Source organism: Pelomonas sp. Root405, assembly GCF_001425165.1.
Taxonomy (GTDB): domain Bacteria; phylum Pseudomonadota; class Gammaproteobacteria; order Burkholderiales; family Burkholderiaceae_C; genus Pelomonas.
Window position 1 is genome coordinate 198,967 of sequence record NZ_LMDU01000001.1, and the last position, 23,469, is coordinate 222,435.

General features: G+C 69.9%; 22 protein-coding genes. 13 read left to right on the forward strand and 9 right to left on the reverse strand.

Going from position 1 to position 23,469, the window contains the following annotated elements:
* Positions 1-41 precede the first annotated feature (41 nt).
* The 3 genes from ASC81_RS00955 to ASC81_RS00960 are packed head-to-tail and all read right to left on the reverse strand — an operon-like array spanning position 42 to position 2,469.
* Positions 42-389: a hypothetical protein gene (locus ASC81_RS00955; protein WP_056261518.1), complete on the reverse strand. Its 348-nt coding sequence runs from the start codon at positions 387-389 to the stop codon at positions 42-44.
* A complete protein-coding gene (locus ASC81_RS27650) occupies positions 370-540 on the reverse strand; it encodes a DUF6516 family protein (protein WP_369820834.1) in 171 nt (56 codons plus the stop codon). Before ASC81_RS27650 ends, ASC81_RS00955 begins: the two co-directional genes overlap by 20 nt.
* 3 nt (positions 541-543) lie before the next feature.
* A complete protein-coding gene (locus tag ASC81_RS00960; protein ID WP_056261521.1) occupies positions 544-2,469 on the reverse strand; it encodes a hypothetical protein in 1,926 nt (641 codons plus the stop codon).
* Between the two features lie 107 nt (positions 2,470-2,576).
* On the opposite strand from ASC81_RS00960, the gene ASC81_RS00965 reads away from it, so the two are divergent.
* On the forward strand, positions 2,577-2,873 hold the full coding sequence (locus ASC81_RS00965; RefSeq protein WP_056261524.1) for a hypothetical protein: 297 nt from the start codon (positions 2,577-2,579) through the stop codon (positions 2,871-2,873).
* Positions 2,874-2,882: 9 nt separating this feature from the next.
* On the opposite strand, the gene ASC81_RS00970 is transcribed toward ASC81_RS00965, so the two are convergent.
* Positions 2,883-4,109 (reverse strand): flavin-dependent oxidoreductase, encoded by a 1,227-nt coding sequence (locus ASC81_RS00970; RefSeq protein WP_056261526.1) that lies wholly within the window; start codon positions 4,107-4,109, stop codon positions 2,883-2,885.
* Between the two features lie 54 nt (positions 4,110-4,163).
* Here ASC81_RS00970 and ASC81_RS00975 point away from each other — a divergent pair, with 54 nt between their 5' ends.
* Genes ASC81_RS00975 through ASC81_RS00995 form a run of 5 tightly spaced genes read left to right on the forward strand, consistent with a single transcriptional unit; the run spans position 4,164 to position 11,316 of the window.
* On the forward strand, positions 4,164-4,685 hold the full coding sequence (locus ASC81_RS00975) for a MarR family winged helix-turn-helix transcriptional regulator (protein WP_235533535.1): 522 nt from the start codon (positions 4,164-4,166) through the stop codon (positions 4,683-4,685).
* Positions 4,685-5,656: a Bug family tripartite tricarboxylate transporter substrate binding protein gene (locus tag ASC81_RS00980; RefSeq protein ID WP_056261532.1), complete on the forward strand. Its 972-nt coding sequence runs from the start codon at positions 4,685-4,687 to the stop codon at positions 5,654-5,656. Before ASC81_RS00975 ends, ASC81_RS00980 begins: the two co-directional genes overlap by 1 nt.
* A 28-nt stretch (positions 5,657-5,684) precedes the next feature.
* The gene (locus ASC81_RS00985) at positions 5,685-8,087 is read left to right on the forward strand and encodes a tetratricopeptide repeat protein (RefSeq protein WP_056261534.1); all 2,403 of its coding nucleotides are present in this window, start codon (positions 5,685-5,687) and stop codon (positions 8,085-8,087) included.
* Entirely contained in the window at positions 8,084-10,213 is a 2,130-nt protein-coding gene (locus tag ASC81_RS00990; RefSeq protein ID WP_056261537.1) for an FUSC family protein, read from the forward strand. The genes ASC81_RS00985 and ASC81_RS00990 overlap by 4 nt, the downstream gene beginning before the upstream one ends.
* 2 nt (positions 10,214-10,215) lie before the next feature.
* Positions 10,216-11,316, forward strand: coding sequence for an S-(hydroxymethyl)glutathione dehydrogenase/class III alcohol dehydrogenase (locus tag ASC81_RS00995; protein ID WP_056264121.1), 1,101 nt, complete (start codon positions 10,216-10,218; stop codon positions 11,314-11,316).
* Between the two features lie 103 nt (positions 11,317-11,419).
* On the opposite strand, the gene ASC81_RS01000 is transcribed toward ASC81_RS00995, so the two are convergent.
* On the reverse strand, positions 11,420-11,989 hold the full coding sequence (locus ASC81_RS01000) for a 5-formyltetrahydrofolate cyclo-ligase (RefSeq protein WP_056261540.1): 570 nt from the start codon (positions 11,987-11,989) through the stop codon (positions 11,420-11,422).
* A 94-nt stretch (positions 11,990-12,083) separates the two neighbouring features.
* Here ASC81_RS01000 and ASC81_RS01005 point away from each other — a divergent pair, with 94 nt between their 5' ends.
* Positions 12,084-12,467, forward strand: coding sequence for a TfoX/Sxy family protein (locus tag ASC81_RS01005; protein WP_235533577.1), 384 nt, complete (start codon positions 12,084-12,086; stop codon positions 12,465-12,467).
* On the opposite strand, the gene ASC81_RS01010 is transcribed toward ASC81_RS01005, so the two are convergent.
* Positions 12,402-12,713: a DUF2917 domain-containing protein gene (locus tag ASC81_RS01010; RefSeq protein WP_056261544.1), complete on the reverse strand. Its 312-nt coding sequence runs from the start codon at positions 12,711-12,713 to the stop codon at positions 12,402-12,404. The genes ASC81_RS01005 and ASC81_RS01010 overlap by 66 nt on opposite strands.
* 90 nt (positions 12,714-12,803) lie before the next feature.
* Between ASC81_RS01010 and ASC81_RS01015 the strand changes: the two genes are divergently transcribed.
* The 3 genes from ASC81_RS01015 (at position 12,804) to ASC81_RS01025 (ending at position 14,803) form a co-directional block, all read left to right on the forward strand.
* A complete protein-coding gene (locus ASC81_RS01015) occupies positions 12,804-13,751 on the forward strand; it encodes a LysR substrate-binding domain-containing protein (RefSeq protein WP_056261546.1) in 948 nt (315 codons plus the stop codon).
* Positions 13,752-13,753: 2 nt separating this feature from the next.
* Positions 13,754-14,173: a response regulator transcription factor gene (locus ASC81_RS28130; RefSeq protein WP_056261549.1), complete on the forward strand. Its 420-nt coding sequence runs from the start codon at positions 13,754-13,756 to the stop codon at positions 14,171-14,173.
* Positions 14,174-14,269: 96 nt separating this feature from the next.
* Positions 14,270-14,803, forward strand: a complete 534-nt coding sequence (locus ASC81_RS01025; protein ID WP_056261552.1) for a DUF4199 domain-containing protein — start codon at positions 14,270-14,272, stop codon at positions 14,801-14,803.
* Positions 14,804-14,836: 33 nt separating this feature from the next.
* Here ASC81_RS01025 and ASC81_RS01030 read toward each other — a convergent pair whose 3' ends face one another.
* Entirely contained in the window at positions 14,837-16,507 is a 1,671-nt protein-coding gene (locus ASC81_RS01030; protein ID WP_056261556.1) for a cation:proton antiporter, read from the reverse strand.
* Positions 16,508-16,514: 7 nt separating this feature from the next.
* On the reverse strand, positions 16,515-17,057 hold the full coding sequence (locus ASC81_RS01035; protein WP_056261558.1) for a 5-formyltetrahydrofolate cyclo-ligase: 543 nt from the start codon (positions 17,055-17,057) through the stop codon (positions 16,515-16,517).
* Positions 17,058-17,181: 124 nt separating this feature from the next.
* On the opposite strand from ASC81_RS01035, the gene ASC81_RS01040 reads away from it, so the two are divergent.
* From ASC81_RS01040 to ASC81_RS01050, 3 genes are all read left to right on the forward strand, one after another.
* Positions 17,182-18,807 (forward strand): triacylglycerol lipase, encoded by a 1,626-nt coding sequence (locus ASC81_RS01040; protein ID WP_056261560.1) that lies wholly within the window; start codon positions 17,182-17,184, stop codon positions 18,805-18,807.
* Between the two features lie 61 nt (positions 18,808-18,868).
* Positions 18,869-20,857 carry a lytic transglycosylase domain-containing protein gene (locus ASC81_RS01045; protein ID WP_056261563.1) on the forward strand — a complete coding sequence of 663 codons (1,989 nt, stop codon included), beginning with the start codon at positions 18,869-18,871 and terminating at the stop codon, positions 20,855-20,857.
* Positions 20,854-21,807, forward strand: coding sequence for a complex I NDUFA9 subunit family protein (locus ASC81_RS01050; RefSeq protein WP_056261566.1), 954 nt, complete (start codon positions 20,854-20,856; stop codon positions 21,805-21,807). The genes ASC81_RS01045 and ASC81_RS01050 overlap by 4 nt, the downstream gene beginning before the upstream one ends.
* A gap of 233 nt (positions 21,808-22,040) precedes the next feature.
* Here the strand turns inward: ASC81_RS01050 and ASC81_RS01055 are convergent, their stop codons facing one another.
* Positions 22,041-23,306, reverse strand: a complete 1,266-nt coding sequence (locus ASC81_RS01055; protein WP_082536165.1) for an esterase-like activity of phytase family protein — start codon at positions 23,304-23,306, stop codon at positions 22,041-22,043.
* Positions 23,307-23,469: the final 163 nt, after the last annotated feature.

Consider the following 23,469-nt stretch of genomic DNA (forward strand, 5'->3'; position numbering starts at 1 on the left):
TGAGCCTGCAAACACCAGCATAGCCCGCCTTGCGCGCACGACTACGCCGCCTCCAGCATGAACTCCACCTTCACGGCATCGAAAGGGAACTCGACGCCGCCGAAGGGCGTCCGACTGAGCACGCCAGCGTCCAACAAGGTTTTCACGTCGCCATGCACCGCCTTCACATCACGGCCAACGCGCCTTGCTGCCTCGCGGATGGACATGGAACCCGCGCCACACATGGCCTTGAGCAACTCCCAACGCTTGGCCGTCAGCACTTGCCACAGCAACTCAGGCGTGGCAAAGCCGATGCGGGCTTCACGCTCGGCACGGCCTGAGTGCATGGCGCGGGCCGCGTCGGCAAGCGTGTCGGACAGGGATCGAACCTCAAGAATGACCGTGTTCATGATTCCACCTCGCAATGTCAGCGTTGAAGTCGAGCATCAACTGTTCCGGCTTTGAGAAGACGTACGCCATCTCCTGCGTCCCGAAGTGGCGGTGATCGCCCTTGCCGCGCTCGTTGTCGTATCTCAACACGCACCCAACGCGGCGAACCACCGCTCACGAGACGAACCGGTCACGCACCCGAGGCGCCGTCGCCTCCGCATCGTCGGCCGCCCAGACCGGCCCGGCTCCTGCATTGCGCTTCCACCGCCGCGGCACCCGATCCAGCGCAATGAACCACGCCGTCAGCCCACCACTCGCATCGATGCGAAACCGCAGGAACCCCTTGTGGTCCTGCCCGTCCAGAGCCGCGTAACCGTTGTTGGTCAACAGCCCCAGTTGGGACATCAGCGCCAGGTAGCTGCCGAAGATCAGCGCGCCCGCCCCCGTGCCGCCGATGAAGACACCGAGGCCCACCAGGCCGGCATGGATGGTCAATCCTCGCAGGCTGTCGCGATTGGGAATCCAATCCCAGTCCCCTACCAGCTGATGCAGGCCGAAGGTCAGCGTGAAGATGGCCGCCACGTGCACCACGGCGTGGACGAAGCCGATGCCCCAGGTCGCTCCCCAGCGCCAGGTCTTGCCGGCGTCGGGCGGCAGCTCGTTGACCGCCTCGCGGCCCATGACCATGCAGCCGAAGGCCATCGCGGCATTGATCACCAGGCTCAAGGGGCTGAACACCATGGCCTTGAGCCACAGCGCCGCCGCCAGGCCGTACTCATGCAGGTCGAACTCCCACACCGGCCGGAACAGGTCGGGCACGAAGGAGCGCGTGAAGGGCGTGGAGTTCAGGTAGGCGTTGAAGCAATAAAGCAGGCCCAGCAGCAGCGCGAAGCTGTAGTTGCCGCGCCAGCCCGTGGGGTCGCGTCGGAACAGTGCCCACAGGTTGCCCTTGCAGCCGGCCTTGGAGGTGGCGAGGTCGGGATAGACGGTGGCCTCCTGCCGCTCGAATTCGTCGCCCGGGTGCGCGTCCTCGGTCAGGCCGATGGCCAGCGATGGGTGCGAGCTGATCGGCTCGGGCGGAATGCAGTCGCGCGTGTCGAACTCGCGCAGCCGCACCGGCCGGGTCGTCGGCTTCGTATGCGTCGGGTGCGTGAACGCGCCGCCGGTGCCGCAGGTGACCAAACGGCCCCATGACGCGGACTCCCAGCGCATGTAGTGGTGCAGGTCGCCGGCCAGCCGCAGCTTGACGCGGCTGCGCAGCAGCCCCTCCAGCCGCTGGTAGCGCTTGGGGTGGCTCTCCTCGGCGCCGTCGCCGATGGGGCGCGTCCAGTAGGGCTCGGGGTAGATCAGCAGCACGCGGTCGTCCGGCGCGATCTGGTACTCGTGGCCGTCCTCCGTGACCAAGCCGCGTTCGCTCAGCAGCGCCTCGAACTGCTCGTACTGGTCGCGGTCGATGTCGTGGTCCAGCGCGAAGTCCAGTCCCAGCGCCCACCAGCCGCCCGGCAGCTTGATGCAGAAATAGGTCTGGCGCTGCGGGATCTTGGCGCCCAGCAGCGGTGCCGAGTCGTTGCGGCGCGTGAAGTAGCGGCTGAAGGTGGAGGCCGAGTCCATCCAGTCGTGGTTCTGCGGAATGGCCGCCAGCGTCAACCGCCGGCCGCGCACGAAGCTGGGTTCATGGCTGTTGCGCACGGCCTCGAACATCTCGACGAAGCGGTAGCGGTAGTCCTGCGTGCTGGCGGCCGGGTAGGCCAGGTCGCCGCCGAACAGCAGCAGCTGGCCGCGCGGCAGGCGCTCGCCGTCCAAGTGCAGCTCGTTCGCCAGCGCCGCGCTGGCTACGGCATAGCAGGCATTGCCGCCGTCGCCCGTGTCGGCGATGAAGTCGAACCAGCAGTTGCCGGCGAAGGCGCCTTCTGACTCGGGCTGGCTGCGGTCGATGACCTTCATCGGCACCGGCTGGCTCTCGCGGCCGTCGCGGTTGCGCAGCTGGTCCAGCGACGACAGCACCTGGCGCGCAGCCGTCCACAGCACGTCCGGCTGGTACCAGGCGACGGGATGGCGTTCGTGGGGCGGGACGGCGCGGCCGAGCTTGGGGGAGGGCATGGGGCGGGATGATCGTCGCCTGGGCGGCGACGTCAATATCCACCGCCAGAGCTGCGCGTCGGCGCCGTGCGCTACCCTTTCGGGGCCATCACCAACCTCGGTTCAGCATGACCCACCCCGACACCCCGAAAGACGGCGACTTTGCCGAGTTCCTCGAGCGCAAGGTTTCCGACGTTTTGCTGGCTGGCGCAGCTGCCGTTGCGCCGGCGGCGCCGGACGGTTTGGCGCCTGACGCCTCGCCGCAAACTCTCGACGACGTGCTTATCAACGGCGAAGAGCCGACGACGGAGTTGCTGGAGGAGATGGACGCCCTTCGGCAGGCCGCGCCCCTGTCGGACGAAGAGCTGGCGCGGCAGGCGCTTGAGCACCCTGGTGCTGACGGCGATCCCAGCACGCCGGAGTAGCGTGCCTGACTACCGGCTGCCCTGCGTCCGGTGCCCCGCCGCGGCCTTGTAAGTGTTGATCTCTGCCGCCACCTCAGCCGGGTCGATGACGTCCTCCAGCCGCGCAAAGCCCTCCGGCGCCAGCGCCTCGACGCGGTCGAGGATGGCGTCCAGGCCTTCGCGGCGGTTCATCTCGACAATGCGCGCGCACAGCGGGCGGCGCTCGTCCTCATAGGCCGCCAGCGCCGTGTCCAGGTCGGCGTGGTTCGACAGCGCATCGGCCAGCGCCTGCGCATCCATGACGGCCTGCGTCGCGCCGTTGGAGCCGATTGGGACCATTGGATGCGCCGCATCGCCCAGCAGCGTCGAGCGGCCGAGCCGCCAGCGCGGCAGCGGGTCACGGTCCACCATGGGCCACTCCAGCATCTGCTCGGCGCGGTTGATCAGGCCGGGCACGTCCAGCCAGTCGAAGTGCCAGCGGCCGAAGGTGGGCAACAGGTCGGTGGTGTTGCCGGCGCGGCTCCAGTCGGCGCGGTCGGGTGCGGTGAGGCCGGGCGTCGGTTCCTGCACGCGGCGGTCGGCAATCCAGTTGATCAGTTGCAGCCCATCAGCACGCGGCGCGCCAATCGGGTAGACGACGAACTTGGCCTGGCTGTGGCCGGCCTGCACCATCGTGCGGCCGTCCAGGAAGGGCGGCGCCCAGGTCGTGCCGCGCCACATCATGACGCCGCGCCAGCAGGGCGCGCCTTCGTCGGGCGCCAGCCGCTTGCGCAGCGCGGAATGGATGCCGTCGGCGCCGATGACGAGGTCGGCCGCCTGCTCGCGGGGACCGTCCGCCGTCATGATCTCGGCGATGGCCTGGCCGCCCTCGTCGCGCACGCCGACAACGCGCTGGCCCGCCAGCACCGTGAGCTTGGCCGAAGCCTCGGCCCACAGGCGCATCTGCAGCTGGCCGCGGTGGATGCTGAACTGCGGGTGGCTGTAGCCGCCTGCCAGCCCGCGCGCATCGCGGTATATGGCTTGGCCGTGCTTGTTGGCGAACACCAGCGCCGCCGTCTCGACGGCCATGGTGCGCAGCGCCGGCAGCAGCCCCAGGCCGTCCAGAACGCCGACGGCATGCGGCAACAGGTTGATGCCGACGCCCAGCGGTTTCGGCTCGCGCACCGACTCCATGACCGTGACGTCATGCCCGCGCGCCTGCAGCGCCAGCGCCGCCGTCAGCCCGCCGATGCCACCGCCTGCAATGAGAACTTTCATGACTTCAGGGTAAGCGAGATGGTTGCACTGTGCAACTAAAACTAACCTGTGGACGTGAAGACCGACAGTCCCGACCCCGAAGGCCTGATGCTGCCCGTCCCCGGCGTGGACTACGGGCCGCTGGACGGGCTGCTGGGCTATGCGCTGCGCCGAGCGCAGAACGCGCTCTATCTCGACTTCTACCGGGCTGCCGCGGAGTGGGATGTCAGCCCCCAGCGTTTTGCCGCCCTGGTGCTGATCTCACGCAACCCCGGCCTGCGCCAGGGCCTGCTCGGCCAAGCGATGGGCCTGCACCGCAGCGGCGCGCTGCGCCTGACCGACTGGCTCACCGTCCAGGGCTGGGCCGAGCGCCACGACGCGCCCGGCGATGCGCGCGCCTGGGGCCTGCATCTCACGGCCACTGGCAAGCGGCGCCTCGCCAAGCTCGAAGCCGCCGTCGCCGAACACGACCGCGCCCTGTTGGCCGCCCTGGGCGAGCACGGTCCCGCACTCAAGGCCGGCCTGGACCGCCTGGCCTGGGTGGCCACCGCACAGAGCACCACACCGCAGAACAAACCAAGGAGACAGAAATCATGATGGATCGCCGCCTCGTTCTCGCCTCACTCGCCGCTTTGCCCACCGTCCTGACAACGGTTGCGCGGGCACAGGGCCAGCCGCCCCGCATCCTCGTCGGCTTCCCCGCCGGCGGCTCGGTCGACGCGACGGCGCGCCGCGTCGCCGAATTCAGCCGCGGCAAGCTGGCCGAGACCGTGCTTGTCGAGCAGAAGGTGGGCGCCGGCGGCCGCCTCGCCATCGCCGCGCTGAAGGATGCGGCGCCGGATGGGCAGACGCTGCTGCTCAGCCCGTCGTCCATGTTCACCATCTACCCGCACGCCTACCGCAAGCTGGCCTACAACCCAGCCACCGACGTCATCCCCGTGGCGCCGCTGGCGCTGTCGACCTGCGGCTTCGGCGTCGGTCCGATGGTGCCCACCACCGTGAAGACGCTGGCCCAGCTGGCCGACTGGCTGAAGGCCAACCCCGACAAGGCGGCCTACGCCTCGCCGGCGGCCGGTGCGATGCCGCACTTCCTCGGCAATCAGTTCGAGCACGCCGCTGGGCTGAAGCTGACGCACGCCCCCTACCGCGGCGCCGCCCCCGGCCTGCAGGACCTGATGGGCGGCCAGATCGCCTGTGGCTGTTTCTCCATCGGCGACTTCGTGCCGCATCTCGCCGCCGGCCGGCTGCGCCTGCTGGGCGTGACCGACAAGGCGCGCTCGCGCTTCGCACCCGACGTGCCCACCTTCGAGGAGCAGGGCTTCAAGGGCATCGTCGGCGTCGAGAGCTATGGCCTGTACCTGCCGGCCAAGACGCCGCAGGCGATGGTGGACAAGCTGGCCGACATCGCCCGCGCCGCCGTGCGCGAACCGTCCGTCGTCGAGGCGCTTGCCAAGCTCGGTTTCGAGCCGCTGTCGCTGTCGCCGGCCGACTACGCCAAGCGCCTGGCGGCCGAGCGCGACTACTGGGGGCCGGTCGTCAAGGCCTCGGGTTTCTCTTCCGACGATTAGCATGCCGGCTCCACTTCATGGAGCCTGAATGCCCTGGCGTCGACTGGCTGTTGGCCTCGCTGTCTGCCTGACCCTGAATGCCGCCACTGCGGCCGCCGACACGAGCCGCTTGCAGGCGCTGCTGACGCAACAGCAGTACGTCGCGGCGCGCCCTGAGGTCGACGCCTTGCTGCGCGCTCGGCGGCCCGATGCCGCCGAGCGCGCCGTCATCTACCAATGGCTGTTCGCCCGCGACGACGGCGCCGCCATCGACCGCCGCACGCGCGCTGTGCTCACCGATGCGAACGCCGACGCCGTTGACCTGCTGGCCGCCGGCCGCCTGGCGCTGGACCGGCGCGATTTCGAGCGTGCGCGGCTCTGCTTCGAGCAGGCGCTGGCCAAGGCCACGCGGCCGGCCGACAAGGCGCAGGCCTTGCGCGGCCTCGGTCAGCGCCACTACCAGCTGCGGGAGTTCGATGCTTCGCTGAAGCAACTGGAAGCCGGGCTGGGCCAGGCCCGCACCGCCGACGGCCTGGCGGCGTTGGCCGACACGCTGATTCGCCTCGGCCGCACCGAGGACGCCATCGCCGCCGCCGAGGGCGCCGTCGCGCTGAACCGCCACCACGAGGCCGCCCGCTACCTGCTGGGCAACGGCTATGTGCGCGAGAACTACACGCAGCTCGCGGCCCGGCTGGGCGACGGCTTCGCACCGCTGCTGGCCGACGTGCGGCGCGCGTCCGATGCCTTCGAGAAGGGCGATTTCGACGCGGCGCTGGCCCTCAGCCTGGCCGTGCTCGAACGCTGCCCGCAGCTCGGCCGGGCGCACGCCATTGCGGCCAAGGCGCTGGAGTCGCAGCGCTTCGCCATCGACGTGCACCGTGCCGCCTACGAGCGCCGCTTCAAGGCGGCACGCATGCCCGTCGTGCCCGGCATCGAGAAGTACGTGCTGAACTGGCAAGACCTGTCACCGCGTCACCAGAAGCGTGTCGCGCTGTCCATCGCGCCGTGGAAGGCCTTCATCCCCGTCCTCGTCGAAGGCGGCGCCACCCACTTCATCAAGCCGATGTGGATGCGCCTGTCCGAGACACCGCAGGCCCATGCGCTGAAGGATGCCCGCATCGACTACGACTCGCGCCTGTGGGACGACGTGCGCGGCATGGGCGGCCACTTCACGGTCACCGGCATCGAGGACGTGGAGCGCAATATCTTCGACAAGTACAACACCGTGCTGCACGAGTTGACCCACCAGGTGCACGGCGTGCTGACGGCCGACCAGGCGCGCGAGATCGAGGCGCTTTACCAGCAGGCCAAGGCGCGCGAGGCCCGCACGCGCAACGGTTTCCTGTCGCGCTATGCCGGCGGCTCGGTGTGGGAGTACTTTGCCGAGGGCGCCAATGCCGAGGCATCGCCCAGACGCGATGCCTATGACGGCCGCGAGATCGTGCGCGAACGCCTCGTCGCGATGGACCCGGCGTTGCGCGCGTTGGTGAAGCGCCTGTTCGCCCAGCGCGACACGCGGGCCAGCCTGCCCATCGCCCTCGTCAATGCCGGCAGTCAGCAGCTGGAGGACGGCAAGTTGAGCGACGCCAAGCCGCTGTTCGAGCGCGCCTTGAAGCTGGCGCCCAGCGATGAACGTGCGCTGGCTGCCCAACTGAACGTACTGGCCATTGAAGGCCGCGGCGCCAGTGACCTGGCCGCACGTGAGCTCGCCGCCCACCCGCGCAGCGGTGTGCTGCGCGTCGGCGTGGCCGATGCGCTCTGGCATGGCGGCCGGCCGCTGGCTGCCGAGGTCGTGCCCGCATTGGCCCGCGACGTGGAGGCATTGAAGGGCGAGGACCGCTTCCGTGTCGACCTGGCCCTGGCCGACCACCATCGCCGCCTCGGCGACGTGCCCCGCGCGTTGGCTGCCTACCAGGCGGTGCTGGCCTACCAGGGCGACCAGCCGGAGGCGCTGTGGGGCCGCGCGGCGACGCTGGCGCTGGCCGAGCGTTGGGACGAGGCCTTTGCCCAGTACGAGGCGGTGCTGCGCCTGCGCACCGGCCTCGTGCCGCTGCGCCGCGACTACGCGCTGGACCTGCTGCGCGCCGGCCGCCGTGATGCCGCGCGCGAGCAGGTCAAGGCGGCGTTGCTGCTGGACCCCCGCGACCCCGACACGCTGGCGTTGAAGGGTTGGCTGGCACTGGCCGATGGTGACGCCGCTGCCGCGCGGCGCACGGCCGATGAGGCGTTGGCGCTGGGCCCGTGGAGCGACCTCGCGGTGATCGTGCAGGCTGCCGCGCTGCAGTCGCTGGGCCAGCCCGATGCCGCGCAGGCCGCGCTCGCCCCGCTGAGGCAGCGCATCGCCGGCGGTGCGCCGCCGCGCTATGTCTACCGGCCCGAGAAGTCGGGCTGGTTCTCCGTGCACCAGTTGCCGGCCAATGAGCGGCGTGTCATGGAGATGCTCGTCAAGTGAGATCACTCAAGCGGCTGGAGGCCCCCCATCTCAACGGCATCAGCGTTGCGCTGGGCGTGGCGGCCACCCATCTTGTCATCGGCGCGCTGTTTGGCGAGACCGCCGGCCTGGCCGCCGTGGGTGGTGCCGTCTGCGCCAGCCTGACCGATGTGCCCAACCCGCCGCAGCGCGTGTTGCCGCGCGTGCTGCCGGCCGCGGCGGCGGCGGCCTTGGTGACGCTGCTGGTGGGCGTGACCGACCACTCGCTGGCCCTGACCGTGGCGCTGATCGCCATCGTCAGTTTCCTGTCACTGATGACGCTGGCCTGGGGCCTGCGCGCCGGGCCGTTGTCCTTTGCGCCGGTGCTGGCGATGGTCTTCGCGATGGCCTGGGACCCGGCAGCCGGGGGCGCCATCTCGCCGCTGGCACATGCGCTCTGGGTCGGTGTGGGCGGCTGCGTCTATGCCGCCTGGGCACGCGGCAGTGCCGTCTTGCTGCGCCATCGGCTGCGCGAGCTGGCGCTGGCGCATGCGCTGCGCGCCACCGAGCGGCGGCTGCGCTCGCGCGCCCAGCGCATTGCCGGCGCGGTGGGCGGTGCCGAGGCCAGCATCCGCGCGTCCATTGCCGATGACGTCGTGCTGGCCGACGCGCTGCAGGCCGCACGCGACCAGGTCTTCGCCGCGCGCCGCTCGCCACGCAGCCGCCGCCAGACCGACCTGGTGCTCGGCCTGATCGAGCTGCGCGACCTGTTGCTGGCCAGCCGGCTGGACATCGAGCTGCTGGGCCAGGACTTTCCCGGCCGCCAGTGGCGCGCCGCGCTGGCCGACACGCTGCGCCACCTGGCCGACGTGCTGGCCGCGCTGGCCGACACGGTGACCGTGGGCGCACCGTTGCCCGAGGTGTCGGCCGACGCCTGGCGCGGCCAGCTCGCCGCCCGCCTGGCCGATGTCAGCGCGCCGGCCGGCGACTCGCGCAGCCACCTCGTGTCGGCGCTGCAGTCGCGTGTCGGTCACATGCTGGACGATGTGGCCACCATGGTCGCCCGCCAGGCCGCCGCGGACGACCCGGCCAGCCCCTGGACGCCCGAGCGGCTGGCGCCCTTCGTGTCGCCCGAGGGCTGGCCGCTGGCCGCGTTGAAGGGGCACCTGACCCTGCAGTCGAGCGTCATGCGGCATGCGCTGCGCTCGGCGCTGGCGCTGTCCTTCGCCTATGCGCTGGGCGCGGCCCTGCCTTGGGCGGCGCATCCGTTCTGGCTGATGCTGAGCGTGGCGGTGGTGCTGCGCGGCAACCTGGAGCAGACGCTGTCGCGCCGCAACGACCGCATCGTCGGCACGGTGCAGGGCTGCCTGCTGGTGATGCTGCTGGCGCATGTGGAGTGGGTGCCGCTGCTGAGCCTGTGCTTCATCGCCGCCGTGGGCGTGGCCCATGCCTATGTGAACCGGCGCTACCGCGTCGCGGCGACGGCGGCCACCTTGATGGCACTGCTGCAGCCGCTGATGCTGGCGCCCGGCAGCGACCCCTTCATCGGCGAGCGCCTGGCCGATACCGTCATCGGCGCCGGCCTGGCCTGGCTGTTCAGCTTCGTGCTGCCGTCCTGGGAGCGTGCGGCTGTGCCGCGGTTGGGCGCGCAGCTGCGTGGCGCGCTGGCGCGGCATGCCGGCAACATGCTGCAGTGGCGGCCCAGCGCCGACGCGCAACTGGCACAGCGTATCTCGCGCCAGCAGGCCTACACCGCACTGGCGGCGCTCGCCGGTGCAGCCCAGCGCACGCGCGTGGAACCCGAGAGCGTGCGCCTGCCGGACGCCGAGATTGAGTCGGCGTTGAGCCACGGCTACCGCTTCATGGCCCTGCTCGGTGCCGTGCAGCACCAGGTGCAGCGCCGCAGTGATCGCCTGGACCCGGCCCGCGCCGAGACCGCGCTGCCGCTGGCCCGCAAGGCCTGTGTCGACGTTCTCAACGGCGAACCCGCCACCGGCACCGACCCCGCCGAGATCCCCGACGCCAATGCCGGTGCATGGCCCGAGCATCTCGGCCAGCCAGACCTGACACCGTGGCTGCTGCGCCGCCTGCGGCTCTGCCGCATCGAGGCGCGCGAGTTCGTCGCCGCACTCAACCAACTTCAACCCACCGCAGGAGAGCACCAATGAGCATCCAGACCCGCGCCGCCGTTGCCTGGAAGGCCGGCCAGCCGCTGACCATCGAGACCCTGGACCTGGAAGGCCCGCGCGACGGCGAGGTGCTGGTGGAGGTGAAAGCCACCGGCATCTGCCACACCGACGACTTCACGCTGTCGGGCGCCGACCCCGAAGGCCTGTTCCCCGCCGTGCTCGGGCACGAGGGCGCGGGTGTCGTGCTTGAGAGCAAGGTGCCTTGGCTGAAGCCTGGTGACCACGTCATCCCGCTCTACACGCCTGAATGCCGCGAGTGCAAGTTCTGTCTGAGCCGCAAGACCAACCTCTGCCAGGCGATCCGCTCGACGCAGGGCAAGGGCCTGATGCCCAACGGCACGTCGCGCTTCTCGCTGAACGGCGAGCCGATCTTCCACTACATGGGCACCAGCACGTTTGCCAACCACATCGTCGTGCCGGGCATCGCGCTGGCCAAGATCCGGCCGGATGCGCCCTTCGACAAGGTTTGCTACATCGGCTGCGGCGTGACCACCGGCGTGGGTGCCGTGCTGTTCACGGCCAAGGTGGAGGCGGGCGCGAATGTCGTGGTGTTCGGCCTGGGCGGCATCGGCCTGAACGTCATCCAGGGCGCCAAGATGGTGGGCGCCGGCAAGATCATCGGCGTGGACATCAACCCGGCGCGCGAGGCGATGGCGCGGCAGTTCGGCATGACGGATTTCGTGAATCCCAAGGACGTTGGGAATGTCGTCGACCACATCGTGCAGCTGACCGATGGCGGTGCGGACTACTCGTTCGAGTGCGTCGGCAATGTGCAGCTGATGCGCCAGGCGCTGGAGTGCACGCACAAGGGCTGGGGCCGCAGCATCATCATCGGCGTGGCGCCGGCTGGTGCCGAGATCGCGACGCGGCCGTTCCAGTTGGTCACCGGCCGGCATTGGGAAGGGTCAGCGTTTGGTGGCGCGCGTGGGCGGACCGATGTGCCGAAAATCGTCGACTGGTACATGGAGGGCAAGGTGCGGATCGATGAGTTGATTACGCACAAGCTGCCGTTGGAGCGGATCAATGAGGGGTTTGATCTGATGCGGCGGGGGGAGTCGATTCGGTCGGTGGTGGAGTTCTGAAGGGGTGCTCCTGCGGTTGTTCTAACGACTCGCTGCATTGCCGGACGGGACTCCCGGCAATGCAGCGGGCAAACACACCCTCCGCACAAGCAACCTCAGGAACTCACCCCTCCCGATCCCAAACCACCCCCTCCTCCGTCAACATCGCATCCAGCGCCACATCCAATTGACTCGGCTTCAGCAGCGGCAAGAAGCCATGCGCATACCCGATGCCCACCGCAGCGGGCCTCGGGTCCATCTCGCGCAGCGTCTTGTCCATGAAGCCGCCGCCATAGCCCAGCCGCAGGCCGCACGGCCCGAAGCCGAGGCAGGGCACCAGCATCAGCTGGGGTTGAAACTCCTCGGTGCCCTTGGGCTTGGGAATGTGGAAGGCGTCTTCCTCCATCGGGCAGCCCGGGTACCAGACGTGAAAGCGCAAGGTGCCGTGGACCTTGTCCACGACGGGCAGGCCGATGCGGCGTTCGGGGTGGTCTTCGGCCCAGCGATACAAGGCCGGCAGTGGGTCGAACTCGCCCTTGATGGGCCAGTAGGCGCCGATGGTGGTCTCGCGCCGGCGCAACAGCCAGACGCGCAGAACCTCCTGCAGGTCGGCGGCCAGTTCCAGCCGCTGGGGCAGGGCCAGGCGTTGTTCGATCAGCTTGTGCCGGAGCGCGGCGCGGTCGTTCGCATCCATGGGGCGCGAGCTTACAGTTGCCGGCGTGACTGAAGACTTCACCAATCTCTGCGTCGAGTTGCTGTCGCCCCTCGGCCCCGTGCGTACCCGACCGATGTTCGGCGGCCGGGGCTTCTATGTGGACGGCCTTTTCATGGCGCTGATCGCCGACGGGCAGTTCTTCCTGAAGACGGACGACGTCAATCGCGAGCACTTCGTCGCCGCGGGCTGCGTGCCGTTCAGCTTCTCGACCAAGGACGGCGAGCGCATCGTCATGAGCTACTTCCGGGCGCCGGAGGAGGCGCTGGAGTCGCCGCCGCTGATGCTGCCGTGGGCGCGGCTGGCCTTCGAGGCCGCCCTGCGTGCCGCGAACGCCAAGGCAAAAAAGCCAGCCGCCAAAAAATCAAAGGCCGTCGCGGAGCGGGCCGCCCCATCAGCGGCCAAGAAGTCCGCCGCCAAAAAAGCGGCGACCAAGCGAAGCACGGCTGGCCGAGGCTGAGGTTGGCGGCACCAGCAGCTCGAAGTCGGCCGCGGGCCAGCCTTCCAGCACGGCCGTCTGGCCCGGCGCCAGGGCCAGCGCCTCGCCGGCCTCCAGCCACGTGTCCTCGGCCGGCTGGTCGGCGGTGCCGGACAAGGTCAGCCAGACGCGGCCACGGGCCACCGCCACGCGGCGCGCTTCTGCGCTGCCGGCCAGGGTCAGGGCCCGGCCACCGTCCAAATGCCATGTCGATTGCGCATCATTCATGATGACTCTCCTGGGTTGATGTCAGGGATTCTGCTGAGTTGCCCCAGGGCGGTCCAATGACTCCGCCGCGCGGATTGATACCATCCGCGCATGAATCAGCCCGTGCGCCAGAGACCCCTCTCCGTCGGCCCCCTGCGTGCTTTTGAGGCCGTGGCGCGGCTGCTGTCCTTTCGCGCTGCGGCCGATGAGCTGAGCCTGACGCAGTCGGCCATCAGTCGCCAGATCCAGTCGCTGGAGGAGGAGATCGGCTGCGTGCTGTTCCTGCGCGGCACGCGCCGGGTCGAGCTGTCCAGCGACGGCGCGCAGTTGCTGCCGACCGCCGTGGCCGTGCTGTCCAAGCTGGACCAGGCCGTGCGCCAGATCCGCCGCTCGCGCGGCCGGCGCGTCGTCAATGTCAGCACCTTCGCGTCGTTCGCGTCGCTGTGGCTGATCCCGCGCATGGAGGCCTTCCAGCGCGAGCACGAGGACATCGACATCCGCGTGTCGGCCTATGACCGCAAGGTCGACCTGGAGGACGGCGAGATCGACCTGGCCCTGCGCTACGACGACCGTCCCTCGGTGCCCGCGGACGCCGTGCAGCTCTTCGAGGAGACGCTGTCGCCCTGCGTCAGCCCTTGGTACTTGCAAAAGCCGCCGGCGCCGCTGAAGAAGCCCGCCGACCTTGCCGGCCACGCCCTGGCCGAAGAGGACGACGCCCGCCCCAGCGCCGAGTTCCTGAGCTGGCGGCGCTGGTTGACGGTGCAGGGCCAACCGGACCTGCAGCCGCGCCGCTGGCTCTACCTGAACTTCACCTACCAGCAGGTGCAGGCCGCACTGACCGGCCAGGGTGTCGCGCTGGCCCGGCTGCCGCTCGTGCACGAGCACGTACAGCGCGGCGAACTCGTCGAGCCCTTCGGCAAGGCCGGCCGCCTGGGCTGCCCGTTCAGCTACTGGCTGATCACCGGCCCGAACGCGGCGCGCCGGCCCGAGGTGCAGCAGTTTGCCGACTGGGTGAACCAGCAGGCCGCCATCACGCGCGACCAGCTGGCCGGGGTCTGAGGATGTGGAGGCGCGTAGCCCTCTATGGCCTGGCCCTTGCTGCGGGTACGGCGTTGCTGCAGTGGCTGGACTACCGCCACCTCGCCCGCGCGCAGTCCGAGACGGTCTATGTCGCGCTGGTCGCGGTGGCCTTCCTGGGCCTGGGCGTGTGGGCCGGCGTCCAGTTGCCCGGCCGCCGTGCGCCGCCGGCCGAGCCCTTCGACGGCAACCCGCAGGCGCAGGCCTCGCTGGGCATCAGCCCGCGCGAGCGCGAAGTGCTGGAGCTGCTGGCGGCGGGCCTGGCCAACAAGGAGATCGCCGAGCGCCTGCATGTGTCGCCGCACACGGTCAAGACGCATGTGACCCGGCTGTACGAAAAGCTCGACGCCCGGCGCCGCACCGAGGCCATCCTGAAAGCGCGCGAGCTCGGTTTGTTGCGTTGAAGGGCTGATTTCAGCGAAATCACCCATTTGTCCGATGGCCCTGGCGGCCCGAACATCGTTTCATGGCGGCATCTTCCACGCTGCCATGAGGTCCCCATGCTGAAAACCGTCCTGTCCTTCGGCGTTGCCGCCGGTCTGCTTGCCGGCGTGCCGTTGTTCGCGCTGATCGTCCTGAACCGGGGCGCGCCGCCGGAACACGGCATGGTCATCGGTTACCTGATCATGCTGGTGGCCCTCACCCTCGTCTTCGTCGCAATCAAGCGCCGCCGCGACAGCGAGCTGGGTGGCGTCATCCGCTTCTGGCCGGCCTTCCTGCTCGGCCTGGGCATCAGCCTGACCGCCGGCGTCGTCTATGCCGCGGCCTGGGAGGTGACGCTGGCCGTCACGAAGATGGACTTCGGCACCGAATGGGCCAAGGTCTACCTGGCGCAGGGCAAGGCCAAGGGCCTGCCCGAGGCCGAGCTTGCCAAGCTGGCCGCCGAGATGGACGAGTTCAAGCGCCTGTACGCCAACCCGCTGTACCGCTTCCCGATGACGATGGCGGAGATCGTGCCCGTCGGGCTGCTGGTGTCGCTGATCTCCGCGGCGTTGTTGCGCAACCCGCGCTTCATGGCGTCGAGACGCCGTTGAGACGCTGCCGCCTTCCCGGCGGTTCACCAACGCCTAGGCTGCTTCGGCCGACACCGCGTGCGCCAGCGCGTCCGCCAGCGCCGCATGGGCGCGCAGCACTCGCGTCACGCCGGTGTCGCGCAGCCACTGCGCTTCCTCGTCCGTGCGTGCCACCACCGCGCTCTTCAACGTCGGGTTGAGCTGCTGCGCGATGGCGAGCATGGCGGGCACGCCGCGCACGTCGGTCACCGTGACGACGAGCCAGGCGGCCTGCGCGATGTGGGCCTGCACCAGCGTCATCGCCTCGGCTGCCTCGCCCAGCACAGCCGCCTGGCCCGCGGCGCGAAGCCGCTCGACGATGTCGCGATCGCTGTCGACGACGACGACCGGCCGCGCGCTCAGCCGTTCCCGCAGCGCGGCACCGAGGGAGCCGTGGCCCACCAGCACGATCTGCCCGGCCAGCGCGCTCTCGGGCGTGTCGGCTGGCAACTCGGCCAGCGGGTCGTCGCGCGCCTCCAGCTGGCGGGCCCAGGCGGAGCGCTTCAGCACCCAGTTGCGCAAGGGCTCCACGCCCGCGAACAGCACGGGGTTCAGCGCGATGGACACGATGGCGCCGGCGACGACGAGACTGGTCGCTTCCGGCGGAATGAGGTTGAGGCTCTGGCCCAGGCCCATCAGGATGAAGCTGAACTCGCCGATCTGCGCCAGGCTGACGGCCACGGTCAGCGCCGTGGACAGCGGGTACTTCAGCAGGATCACGAGCACGCCCGCCGCCACCGTCTTGCCGACCAGGATGACGGCCACGGTCGCCAGCACGGCCATGGGCCGCTCGATGAGGATGAGCGGGTCGAACAGCATGCCGACGGCGACGAAGAACAGCACCGCGAAGGCGTCGCGCAGCGGCAGGCTCTCATGCGCGGCACGCTCGCTGAAGGCCGACTCGCGCAGCACCAGGCCGGCGAAGAAAGCGCCCAGCGCGACGCTGACCCCGAACAGCGCCGCCGCCCCCACCGCCAGCCCGATGGCCGCCGCCACCGTGGCCAGCGTGAACAGCTCGCGCGAGCCGGTGCGGTTGACCTGCCACAACATCCACGGCAACAGGCGCCGGCCGGCGATGAGCATGACGGCCACGAAGGCTGCGACGGCCAGCAGCGTGGTGACGATGGTGACGGCCAGATTGCCTTCAGACCCGCCGTCGCCCTTGCCACCCAGCACCGGGATCAGCACCAGCGCCAGCACCATGGCCAGGTCTTCCACGACCAGCCAGCCGACCGCGATGCGGCCATTGCCGGTATGCAGCAGCGAGCGCGACTCCAGCGCGCGCAGCAGCACCACCGTGCTGGCGACGGACAGCGCCAGGCCGAAGATCAGCGACGCGCCCACGTCCCAGCCCCACCACCCGTGCGCCATCGCCGCGCCCATGGCCGTTGCCGCGGCCATCTGCACCAGCGCGCCGGGCAGGGCGATGTTTTTGACCGACATCAGGTCGCCGACCGAGAAATGCAGACCCACGCCGAACATCAGCAGCATCACGCCGACCTCGGACAGTTGCTGGGCCAGGTGCACGTCGCCGACGAAGCCCGGCGTGTGCGGCCCGATCAGCACGCCGGCCAGCAGATAACCCACCAGCGCCGGCAGCCGCGCCCATTGCGCCAGAAGGCCCAGCACCAGGGCCAGACCAAAGGCGGCGGCCAGCGTGGAGATCAAGGTCATGTTCTCGTGCATGTCCGCCTCAATCCGGCGTGACGAGCTCGCGCTCGGTCAGGATCAGGGTCAGCGCGCGGTCATGCGCCTCGACGGCGAAATGCGTCTCGCTGCCCGACCAGGCCAGGCCGATGGCCGTCACTCCGGGATGCGCCGCCATCCAGCGGTCGAAATAGCCGCCGCCGTAGCCCAGGCGAAATCCTTCGCGCGTGAAACCGACGCAGGGCACCAGCACGACATCGGGCACGGCAACCGCGCCGCTGGATGTCGCGATGCCGCACTCGTCCTGCGCGGCGGGTGCGCTGCCGTCCCAGCGCCGGAACACCATCTCGGCCGGTTCGCGGCGCGCAAACGGCAGCGCGCGCGGGTAGGGCAGTTCGCCGGGGTCGAACTCGCCCGCCAGCGGCCAGTACACGCCCAGCAGCTCGGGCTCCAGCTGCGCCAGCAGCTCGGGCAGCGCTTGGGTGAGGGCGGCCTGCGCGGTCTGGAAGGCCGGGCTGGCCGCAAAGTCGCGGCGCGCGGCCAGCAGCTCGCGGCGCAGGGTCGGGCGGTCGGGGTGGGCAGCGGTCATCGGCCAATTAAAACCCAGGGCGCGTGTCGGTCCTCAGGGCTGGGGACGTTCCTGGTTGTCGCGCTGCTCACCAGGCGCTGTCAGGGGCTATGGTCGTCTTTCGTCTCCACCACGGAAGCCGCCCATGCCCACGCCCGACGCCCCCTACCACCCCATCATCTACGTGCGCGGCTATGCGATGTCGCGTGGCGAGATCGATGAGACCGCGGCCGACCCCTTCTGCGGCTTCAACCTCGGCTCGACCATGTACCGAGCCGTGCCCAACAAGACCGAGCGCCCGCGCAAGTACGTCTTCGAGTCGCCCGTCGTGCGGCTGGCGTCGGAGTACCAGTACCAGGACGTCTACGAGGACGGCTACGACATCATCGACGACGAGTGGGAGCTCGACTCCATGGGCAAGCCCACCGGCAACAAGCTGGGCAACCGCTGCATCGTCATCTACCGCTACTACGACGCCGCCTCCACCCATCTCGGCAACGGCAAGACGCCGGAGATCGAGGACTTCGCCAAGGGCCTGTCCAAGCTGGTGGCCCGCGTGCGCGACCTGGTCTGCAAGAACCCCGACAACAAGATCAAGCCGGCCGATTTCCGCTGCTACCTGGTGGCGCATTCCATGGGCGGCCTGGTCTGCCGCGCCTTCCTGCAAAACCCGGCGCTGGATACCGAGAAGGTGGTCCAGCATGTCGACAAGTTCTTCACCTATGCCACGCCGCACAACGGCATCGACGTGCTGGGCCAGAACATTCCGTCGTGGCTGGGCGTCAACGACATCTCCAACTTCGACCGCGACAAGCGCATGCCGGACTACCTGGACCTGGCCGCTGCCGCCAAGAAGCACAAGCGCGTGGACCTGGTGCCGGAGGCGCGCTTCCCGTCGCGCCGCATCTTCACGCTGGTGGGCAGCAACCGGCTGGACTACGAGGCCGCCGCCGGCATGTCGCGCAGCTTCGTCGGCCATGGCAGCGACGGCCTGGTCAAGATCGAGAACGCGACGCTGTGCGGCCTGGACGCCAAGAACAACATCACACAGCAATGCGCCAAGGCGGTCGTCTACCGCGCCCACTCGGGTTACTTCGGCATCGTCAACAGCGAGGAGGGCTTCCAGAACCTGGCGCGCTTCCTGTTCGGCGACGTGCGCGTGGATCTGTGGCTGGAGATCGAGGACATCCGCCTGCCCGACAAGGTGCAGGCGGAGGCCGACGCCGGGCGGGCCGTCAACGCCCTCTACCAGATCGAGGTGCTGGCCTCGCCGCGCGGCAAGCTCTGGTACCTGACCCGGCGCACGACCGAGGAGGACTCGGTCGCCTGCGTGGCCCATGCCGACTGGCAGAAGAACGCCAGCCTTTACCTCAGCTCGGTCTTCCTGGCCAACCGCGCGCGGGTCAACATGCAACGCAAGTCACTGGCCTACGGCATGACGCTGGGCGTGCGCGTGCCCGACTACGAGATCGAGAAGCGGCTGTGGCTCAACGAGCACTTTGAGGGCGGCTATCTGTTCCGCAATGCGCTGATCCTGGAGATGGTGCCCCCGGCCAAGGAAGGCGAGGACTGGAAAGTCAAGTACGCCTGGCAGGACGCCGGCGTGTCCATGGCCGACACCGAGATCAAGGCCACCCAGCTGAAGTCCGGTCGCATCGAGGTCAGCGTGCCCTTCGACAGCAGCACCGTCGGCGCCAACGGCAAGATGAAGCCCAGCAACCCCGGCATCCGCGGCCGCCTGCGCTTCGAGATCGAGGGCTGGAACCAATAGGGATTCCCCCTGGGTTAAATTCGTCCGGTGGGCGTGAGCGCCGGACGCAGAGGTAGTAGGCATGACGGCGGTGAAGTGGTGGCTCGGGATGAGCCTGATGTGGGCCCTGGGATGCGGGGCACAACCGGGGCCGGGCGACCTGGCCGTGCAGGCCCGTGAGGCCTGGGTCAAGCGCGACCGCCCGCGGCTGGCGTCGCTTGCCGACACCGCGCGCCGCCAGAACGATCCGCTGGCCGGCTGGGTCGACTACTTCGACCTGAACGCGCGCATGGCCGAGATCCGCCAGCCCGACATGGATGCCTTCTATGCGCGCTACCCCGGCAGCTATGTCGAGGACCGGCTGCGCAACGACTGGCTCCTGGAACTGGGCCGCCGCCGCGACTGGGCCAACTTCCGGCGCGACCATGTGCCCTACCAGATGCGCGATGACCGCGAGGTGGCCTGCTATGCACTGCTGGCCGACCATGCGGCCGGCAGCAAGGTCGCCACCGACACTGCCCGGGAAGCCTGGATGGGCCAGAAGGACGGCGACGACGGTTGCCAGCAGCTGGCCAAGGCCATGCTGGAGGCCGGCCAGTTCAAGCCCGACACTGTCTGGGCCAAGGCGCGCTTGGCGATCGAGCAGAGCCGCCCGCGCGCCGCGCGCCAGGCCGTCGCGCTGCTGGGCAGCAAGCCCTTCGATCAGAAACTGGCCGAACTGCAGGACAACGCCGGCCGCTACCTGACGCGCAAGGCCCGCACCTCACCGCGCGCGGAAGCGGAACTGACGGCGCTGGCCCTGGCCCGCGTCGCGGCCAACGACCCCGAGCAGGCCGGCGACCTGCTGGGCGACAAATGGAGCCGCCTGCCCGCCGACCTGCAGGCCTGGCTGTGGGCACAGATCGGCCGCCAGTCGGCGCTGCGCCTGCGCGACGACGCCATGCCCGCCTTCGAGCGCGCCGCCAAGCTGGCGGCCGAGCTGGACTGGAGCGACGACACGCTGGCCTGGGCCGCGCGCGCCGCGCTGCGCGCCAAGCAGCCGGCCGTCGCGCTGCGCGCCATCGAGAAGATGAGCCCGGCCGAGCAGCGCGACCCGGCCTGGGTCTACTGGAAGGCCCGCGCGACGCGCATGCAGGGCGATGCGCCGACGGCACGCGCCCAGCTCGCCGCGATGGTGGCGTCGCCCCAATACGGGCCGCTGAACTACTTCGGCCGCCTGGCCGCCGAGGACCTCGGCCTGCCGACGCCGCTGCCATCCCCCCCCGCGCCGCTGACCGCCGAGGAGCGCCGCGCCGCCCGCCAACACCCCGGCCTGACGCGCGGCCTGCAGCTCATCGAGTTCGGCCTGCGCAGCGAGGGCGTGCGCGAGTGGAATTTCTCGCTGCGCGGCATGGGCGACCGCGCCCTGCTGGCCGCCGCCCAGGAAGCCTGCGACCGCGAGGTCTGGGACCGCTGCATCAACACCAGCGAGCGCACCAAGACCGAGATCGACATCGCCCAGCGCTACCCCCTGCCGTTCCGCACCGAACTTCAGCGCGAGGCGCAGAACGCCGGCCTGGACCCGGCCTATGTCTACGGCCTGATCCGCCAGGAATCGCGCTTCGTGCTGGACGCGCGTTCCCATGTCGGCGCGTCGGGCCTGATGCAGGTCATGCCCGCCACGGCCAAGTGGACGGCCAAGAAGGCCGGCCTGGACTACAGCCCCGCCCGCATCCACGACCGCGACTTCAACCTCCGCATCGGCACCCATTACCTGAAGCTGGTGCTGGACCGTTTCGACGGCGCCCAGGCCCTGGCCGCGGCCGCCTACAACGCCGGCCCCGGCCGCCCGGCGCGCTGGCGCGATGGCCCCGTCATCGACGCGGCCATCTGGGCCGAGAACATTCCCTTCACCGAGACGCGCGACTATGTGCGCAAGGTGCTGCTCGGCGGCGCGGTCTACGCCCAGGTGCTGGGCCTGCCGGCCACGCGCGTGCGCGAGCGCCTCGGCGCCAGCGTCGGCCCGGCCGGCATGCGCGCCGCAGATGTCAGCGATGTGCCGCCGGCGGCGGCGGGGGATGCCAAGTCATGAGCTTTTCGGTCCTGGTTCTGGGCGGCAGCGGCTTTGTCGGCCGCGCGCTGTGCGAGCAGCTGATGCGCCGGCTGGGCGCCGGCGTGCGCATCACCGTGCCGACGCGCCGCCTGGCCCATGCGCGCGACCTGCAAAGCCTGCCCGGCGTGACCGTGTTGCAGGCCGATGTCTTCCGCGACCTGGCCACGCTGCTGTCTGGTCATCACGCCGTCGTCAACCTCGTCGCCATCCTGCAAGGGAATGCCGCCGCCTTCGAACATGTGCACGTGGAGCTGCCCAGGCGCATTGCCGCCGCCATGGGCGCGGCCGGCCCGCGCCGCCTCGTGCATGTCAGCGCCCTTGGCGTGGCTGAGCACGCGCCCTCGCGCTATCTGCGCAGCAAGGCCGCCGGCGAGGCCGTGCTGCAGGTCGCCACCCAGACCGGCGCGCTGGAGCTGAGCTTGCTGCGCCCGTCGCTCGTCTTCGGCGACGGCGACAAGAGCGTCAACCTGTTCGCCCGGCTGCAGGGCCTGTTCCCGCTGATGCCGTTGGCCGGCTCCGGCGCACGGCTGCAACCGGTCTGGGTGCAAGACCTGGCACGCGCCATCGTCGAGGTGCTGATGCGCCGCGACACCATCGGCCAGACCTTCGAGATCGCCGGCCCGCGCGAGCTGACGCTGGCCGAACTGGTGCGCCTTGCCGGCCGCACCGCCGGCCACGAACGCACCGTGCTGGCCCTGCCCGGCCCGCTGGCCACGCTGCAGGCGCTGGCCATGGAATGCCTGCCTGGCGAGCCGCTGCTGTCGCGTGACAACCTGGCGTCGCTTTCCGTGCCCAATGTGCCGAGCGGCCAACTGCCCGGCCTGGCCGAGCTTGGGATCACCCCGGCCTCGCTGGAGGCGGTGCTGCCGACTTACCTGGCGCCTGGCGCCGGCGTCGCCCGGCTGAACGCCTGGCGCGCCAGGCGCTGAACTGAAGCCCCTCGCCCGGTCTTGCCCGGCTGAACGCCGGCAAGCCCAGTCGGTCTTGCAGACCGCGCTGCGGCAGTGCCGCAGCCCTTCGGCAGGCACATCACATCCACTGGATGTGATGTGTCCGGCCTCAGCCCCCTGGGGGACGGCGATGCTTGCGGCATCGAGCCGCAAGCACATCGCCAGCGCGGGCCGGCTTGGGGCGGCCCGGCGCTCTGCCCGAAATACTTTCTTTATGCGCAGCGGCGGGCCGCACCGGCCACCAGTGCCAGGCCGGCCAGCAGCAGGGCATAGGTCTGCGGCTCGGGGATGGGCGCATTGATCGACAGCGCGACGAACTGGGTGAACTGGCTGCCGCCGAAGTTGTTGTCGGACACCAGGATCAGCGTCTGCTTGCCATCGATGACCGGGCCCAGCGTCAGACCCTCGATGTTGTCGAGAGCGAGCGCGCTGCCGTCGTCGTGCTTGAGCGTCGACAGGTCCAGCAGCAACTCCTTCTTGACGGCCGTCACCGCTGCGCCGGCAATCGAGGTCAGGCCCGACACATCGGTCGCCCCGCGCGCATCGGCATAGAAGAGGCGGATGGTGTTGCCGGTGGGCTGTCCGTTGGTGGTGGCCGCCACGCCGGGTGTGGCCGCGCCGACGGCAAAGCTGCGTTCGATGGTGATGAACTGGCGGTCACCGATGGCGAGCATGTCGGCCAGGCCGTTGGTGGCGAACAGGCCGGGGAAGATCGGCGGCAGGGCCACCGGGGACACGTCGTACACATACTCCGCGCCGGCCAGGCCGGTGGCGGCGTCAAAGCCCAGCAGGCGGGCGCGGCTGCCGTGGGTCACGCTGCTGGGCGGGCCGTCCTGGGCCAAGGCGTTCTCTGTGGCAGTCCACAGCGTCTTGCCGTCGCGCGACAGGGTCAGGCTCTCGAAGGCGAGGTTGTTGTAGATGCCGGTGTCACCGGCGTTCAGGCCACCGCTGGAGCCGGCCGGCTTGTAGTGGGTCGGCACGGCAAAGGTGCTGACGTAGCTGCCGTCGAGCCTCATGCTGCGCACGGTAGGGTCCTGGAAGCCGGCCGACGTGCGTTGACCTTCGTTGCTCCAATAGAGCTGGCCGCGCGCCGCGTCGTAGCGAATGCCCTCCGGGTCGACCTGGTTGGTGCCGAAGGGCAGGCCGTCGACGTTGGCGATGCTCGTCACCGCATGGAAGCTGACACCCAGACTGCCCGGCGTGGCGCTGCGCTGGAACTGCGCCAGGTCCAGCGACAGCTCGTAGAAGCGCGCCGGGTTGAGGGCGCTGCGGTCGTCGCTGATGGCGAAGTGCCGCTGCGTCAGCGGGTTGTAGTCGATGCCGGACAGGCCGCCCACCGCCGTGCCGCCGAACTGCCGGCCGGTTTCGACGATCTGCTGGCCCAGATAGACGAGCGGGTCGGCATGCGCCGGTGGGAGGGCGAGCGCCGACACAGCGAGGGCCAGCGAAGCCACCAGGGGTTTGGGCAGGATGTCCATGGGTCGGCCTTCATGACGTGAGGGGGAGGGACTCGCGGCAATGCGCATGCCTGCAAAGGCGTCGCAGCCTAGTCGCCCGACATGACATCGCTGCGTCGCGCATCAATGCCATGCGGATTGCTCACCGCCGGCCGCCGCGCGCCGGCATAAGCTTGCACGGCCC

Excerpts from the sequence above, each read along its gene's own strand:
- ASC81_RS00955 (WP_056261518.1), bottom strand. The coding sequence starts at position 389 with ATGAACACGGTCATTCTTGAGGTTCGATCCCTGTCCGACACGCTTGCC.
- ASC81_RS00960 (WP_056261521.1), bottom strand. The coding sequence starts at position 2,469 with ATGCCCTCCCCCAAGCTCGGCCGCGCCGTCCCGCCCCACGAACGCCAT.
- ASC81_RS00965 (WP_056261524.1), top strand. The coding sequence starts at position 2,577 with ATGACCCACCCCGACACCCCGAAAGACGGCGACTTTGCCGAGTTCCTC.
- ASC81_RS00970 (WP_056261526.1), bottom strand. The coding sequence starts at position 4,109 with ATGAAAGTTCTCATTGCAGGCGGTGGCATCGGCGGGCTGACGGCGGCG.
- ASC81_RS00980 (WP_056261532.1), top strand. The coding sequence starts at position 4,685 with ATGGATCGCCGCCTCGTTCTCGCCTCACTCGCCGCTTTGCCCACCGTC.
- ASC81_RS00985 (WP_056261534.1), top strand. The coding sequence starts at position 5,685 with ATGCCCTGGCGTCGACTGGCTGTTGGCCTCGCTGTCTGCCTGACCCTG.
- ASC81_RS01000 (WP_056261540.1), bottom strand. The coding sequence starts at position 11,989 with ATGGATGCGAACGACCGCGCCGCGCTCCGGCACAAGCTGATCGAACAA.
- ASC81_RS01005 (WP_235533577.1), top strand. The coding sequence starts at position 12,084 with ATGTTCGGCGGCCGGGGCTTCTATGTGGACGGCCTTTTCATGGCGCTG.
- ASC81_RS01010 (WP_056261544.1), bottom strand. The coding sequence starts at position 12,713 with ATGAATGATGCGCAATCGACATGGCATTTGGACGGTGGCCGGGCCCTG.
- ASC81_RS01015 (WP_056261546.1), top strand. The coding sequence starts at position 12,804 with ATGAATCAGCCCGTGCGCCAGAGACCCCTCTCCGTCGGCCCCCTGCGT.
- ASC81_RS28130 (WP_056261549.1), top strand. The coding sequence starts at position 13,754 with ATGTGGAGGCGCGTAGCCCTCTATGGCCTGGCCCTTGCTGCGGGTACG.
- ASC81_RS01025 (WP_056261552.1), top strand. The coding sequence starts at position 14,270 with ATGCTGAAAACCGTCCTGTCCTTCGGCGTTGCCGCCGGTCTGCTTGCC.
- ASC81_RS01030 (WP_056261556.1), bottom strand. The coding sequence starts at position 16,507 with ATGCACGAGAACATGACCTTGATCTCCACGCTGGCCGCCGCCTTTGGT.
- ASC81_RS01035 (WP_056261558.1), bottom strand. The coding sequence starts at position 17,057 with ATGACCGCTGCCCACCCCGACCGCCCGACCCTGCGCCGCGAGCTGCTG.
- ASC81_RS01040 (WP_056261560.1), top strand. The coding sequence starts at position 17,182 with ATGCCCACGCCCGACGCCCCCTACCACCCCATCATCTACGTGCGCGGC.
- ASC81_RS01045 (WP_056261563.1), top strand. The coding sequence starts at position 18,869 with ATGACGGCGGTGAAGTGGTGGCTCGGGATGAGCCTGATGTGGGCCCTG.
- ASC81_RS01050 (WP_056261566.1), top strand. The coding sequence starts at position 20,854 with ATGAGCTTTTCGGTCCTGGTTCTGGGCGGCAGCGGCTTTGTCGGCCGC.
- ASC81_RS01055 (WP_082536165.1), bottom strand. The coding sequence starts at position 23,306 with ATGGACATCCTGCCCAAACCCCTGGTGGCTTCGCTGGCCCTCGCTGTG.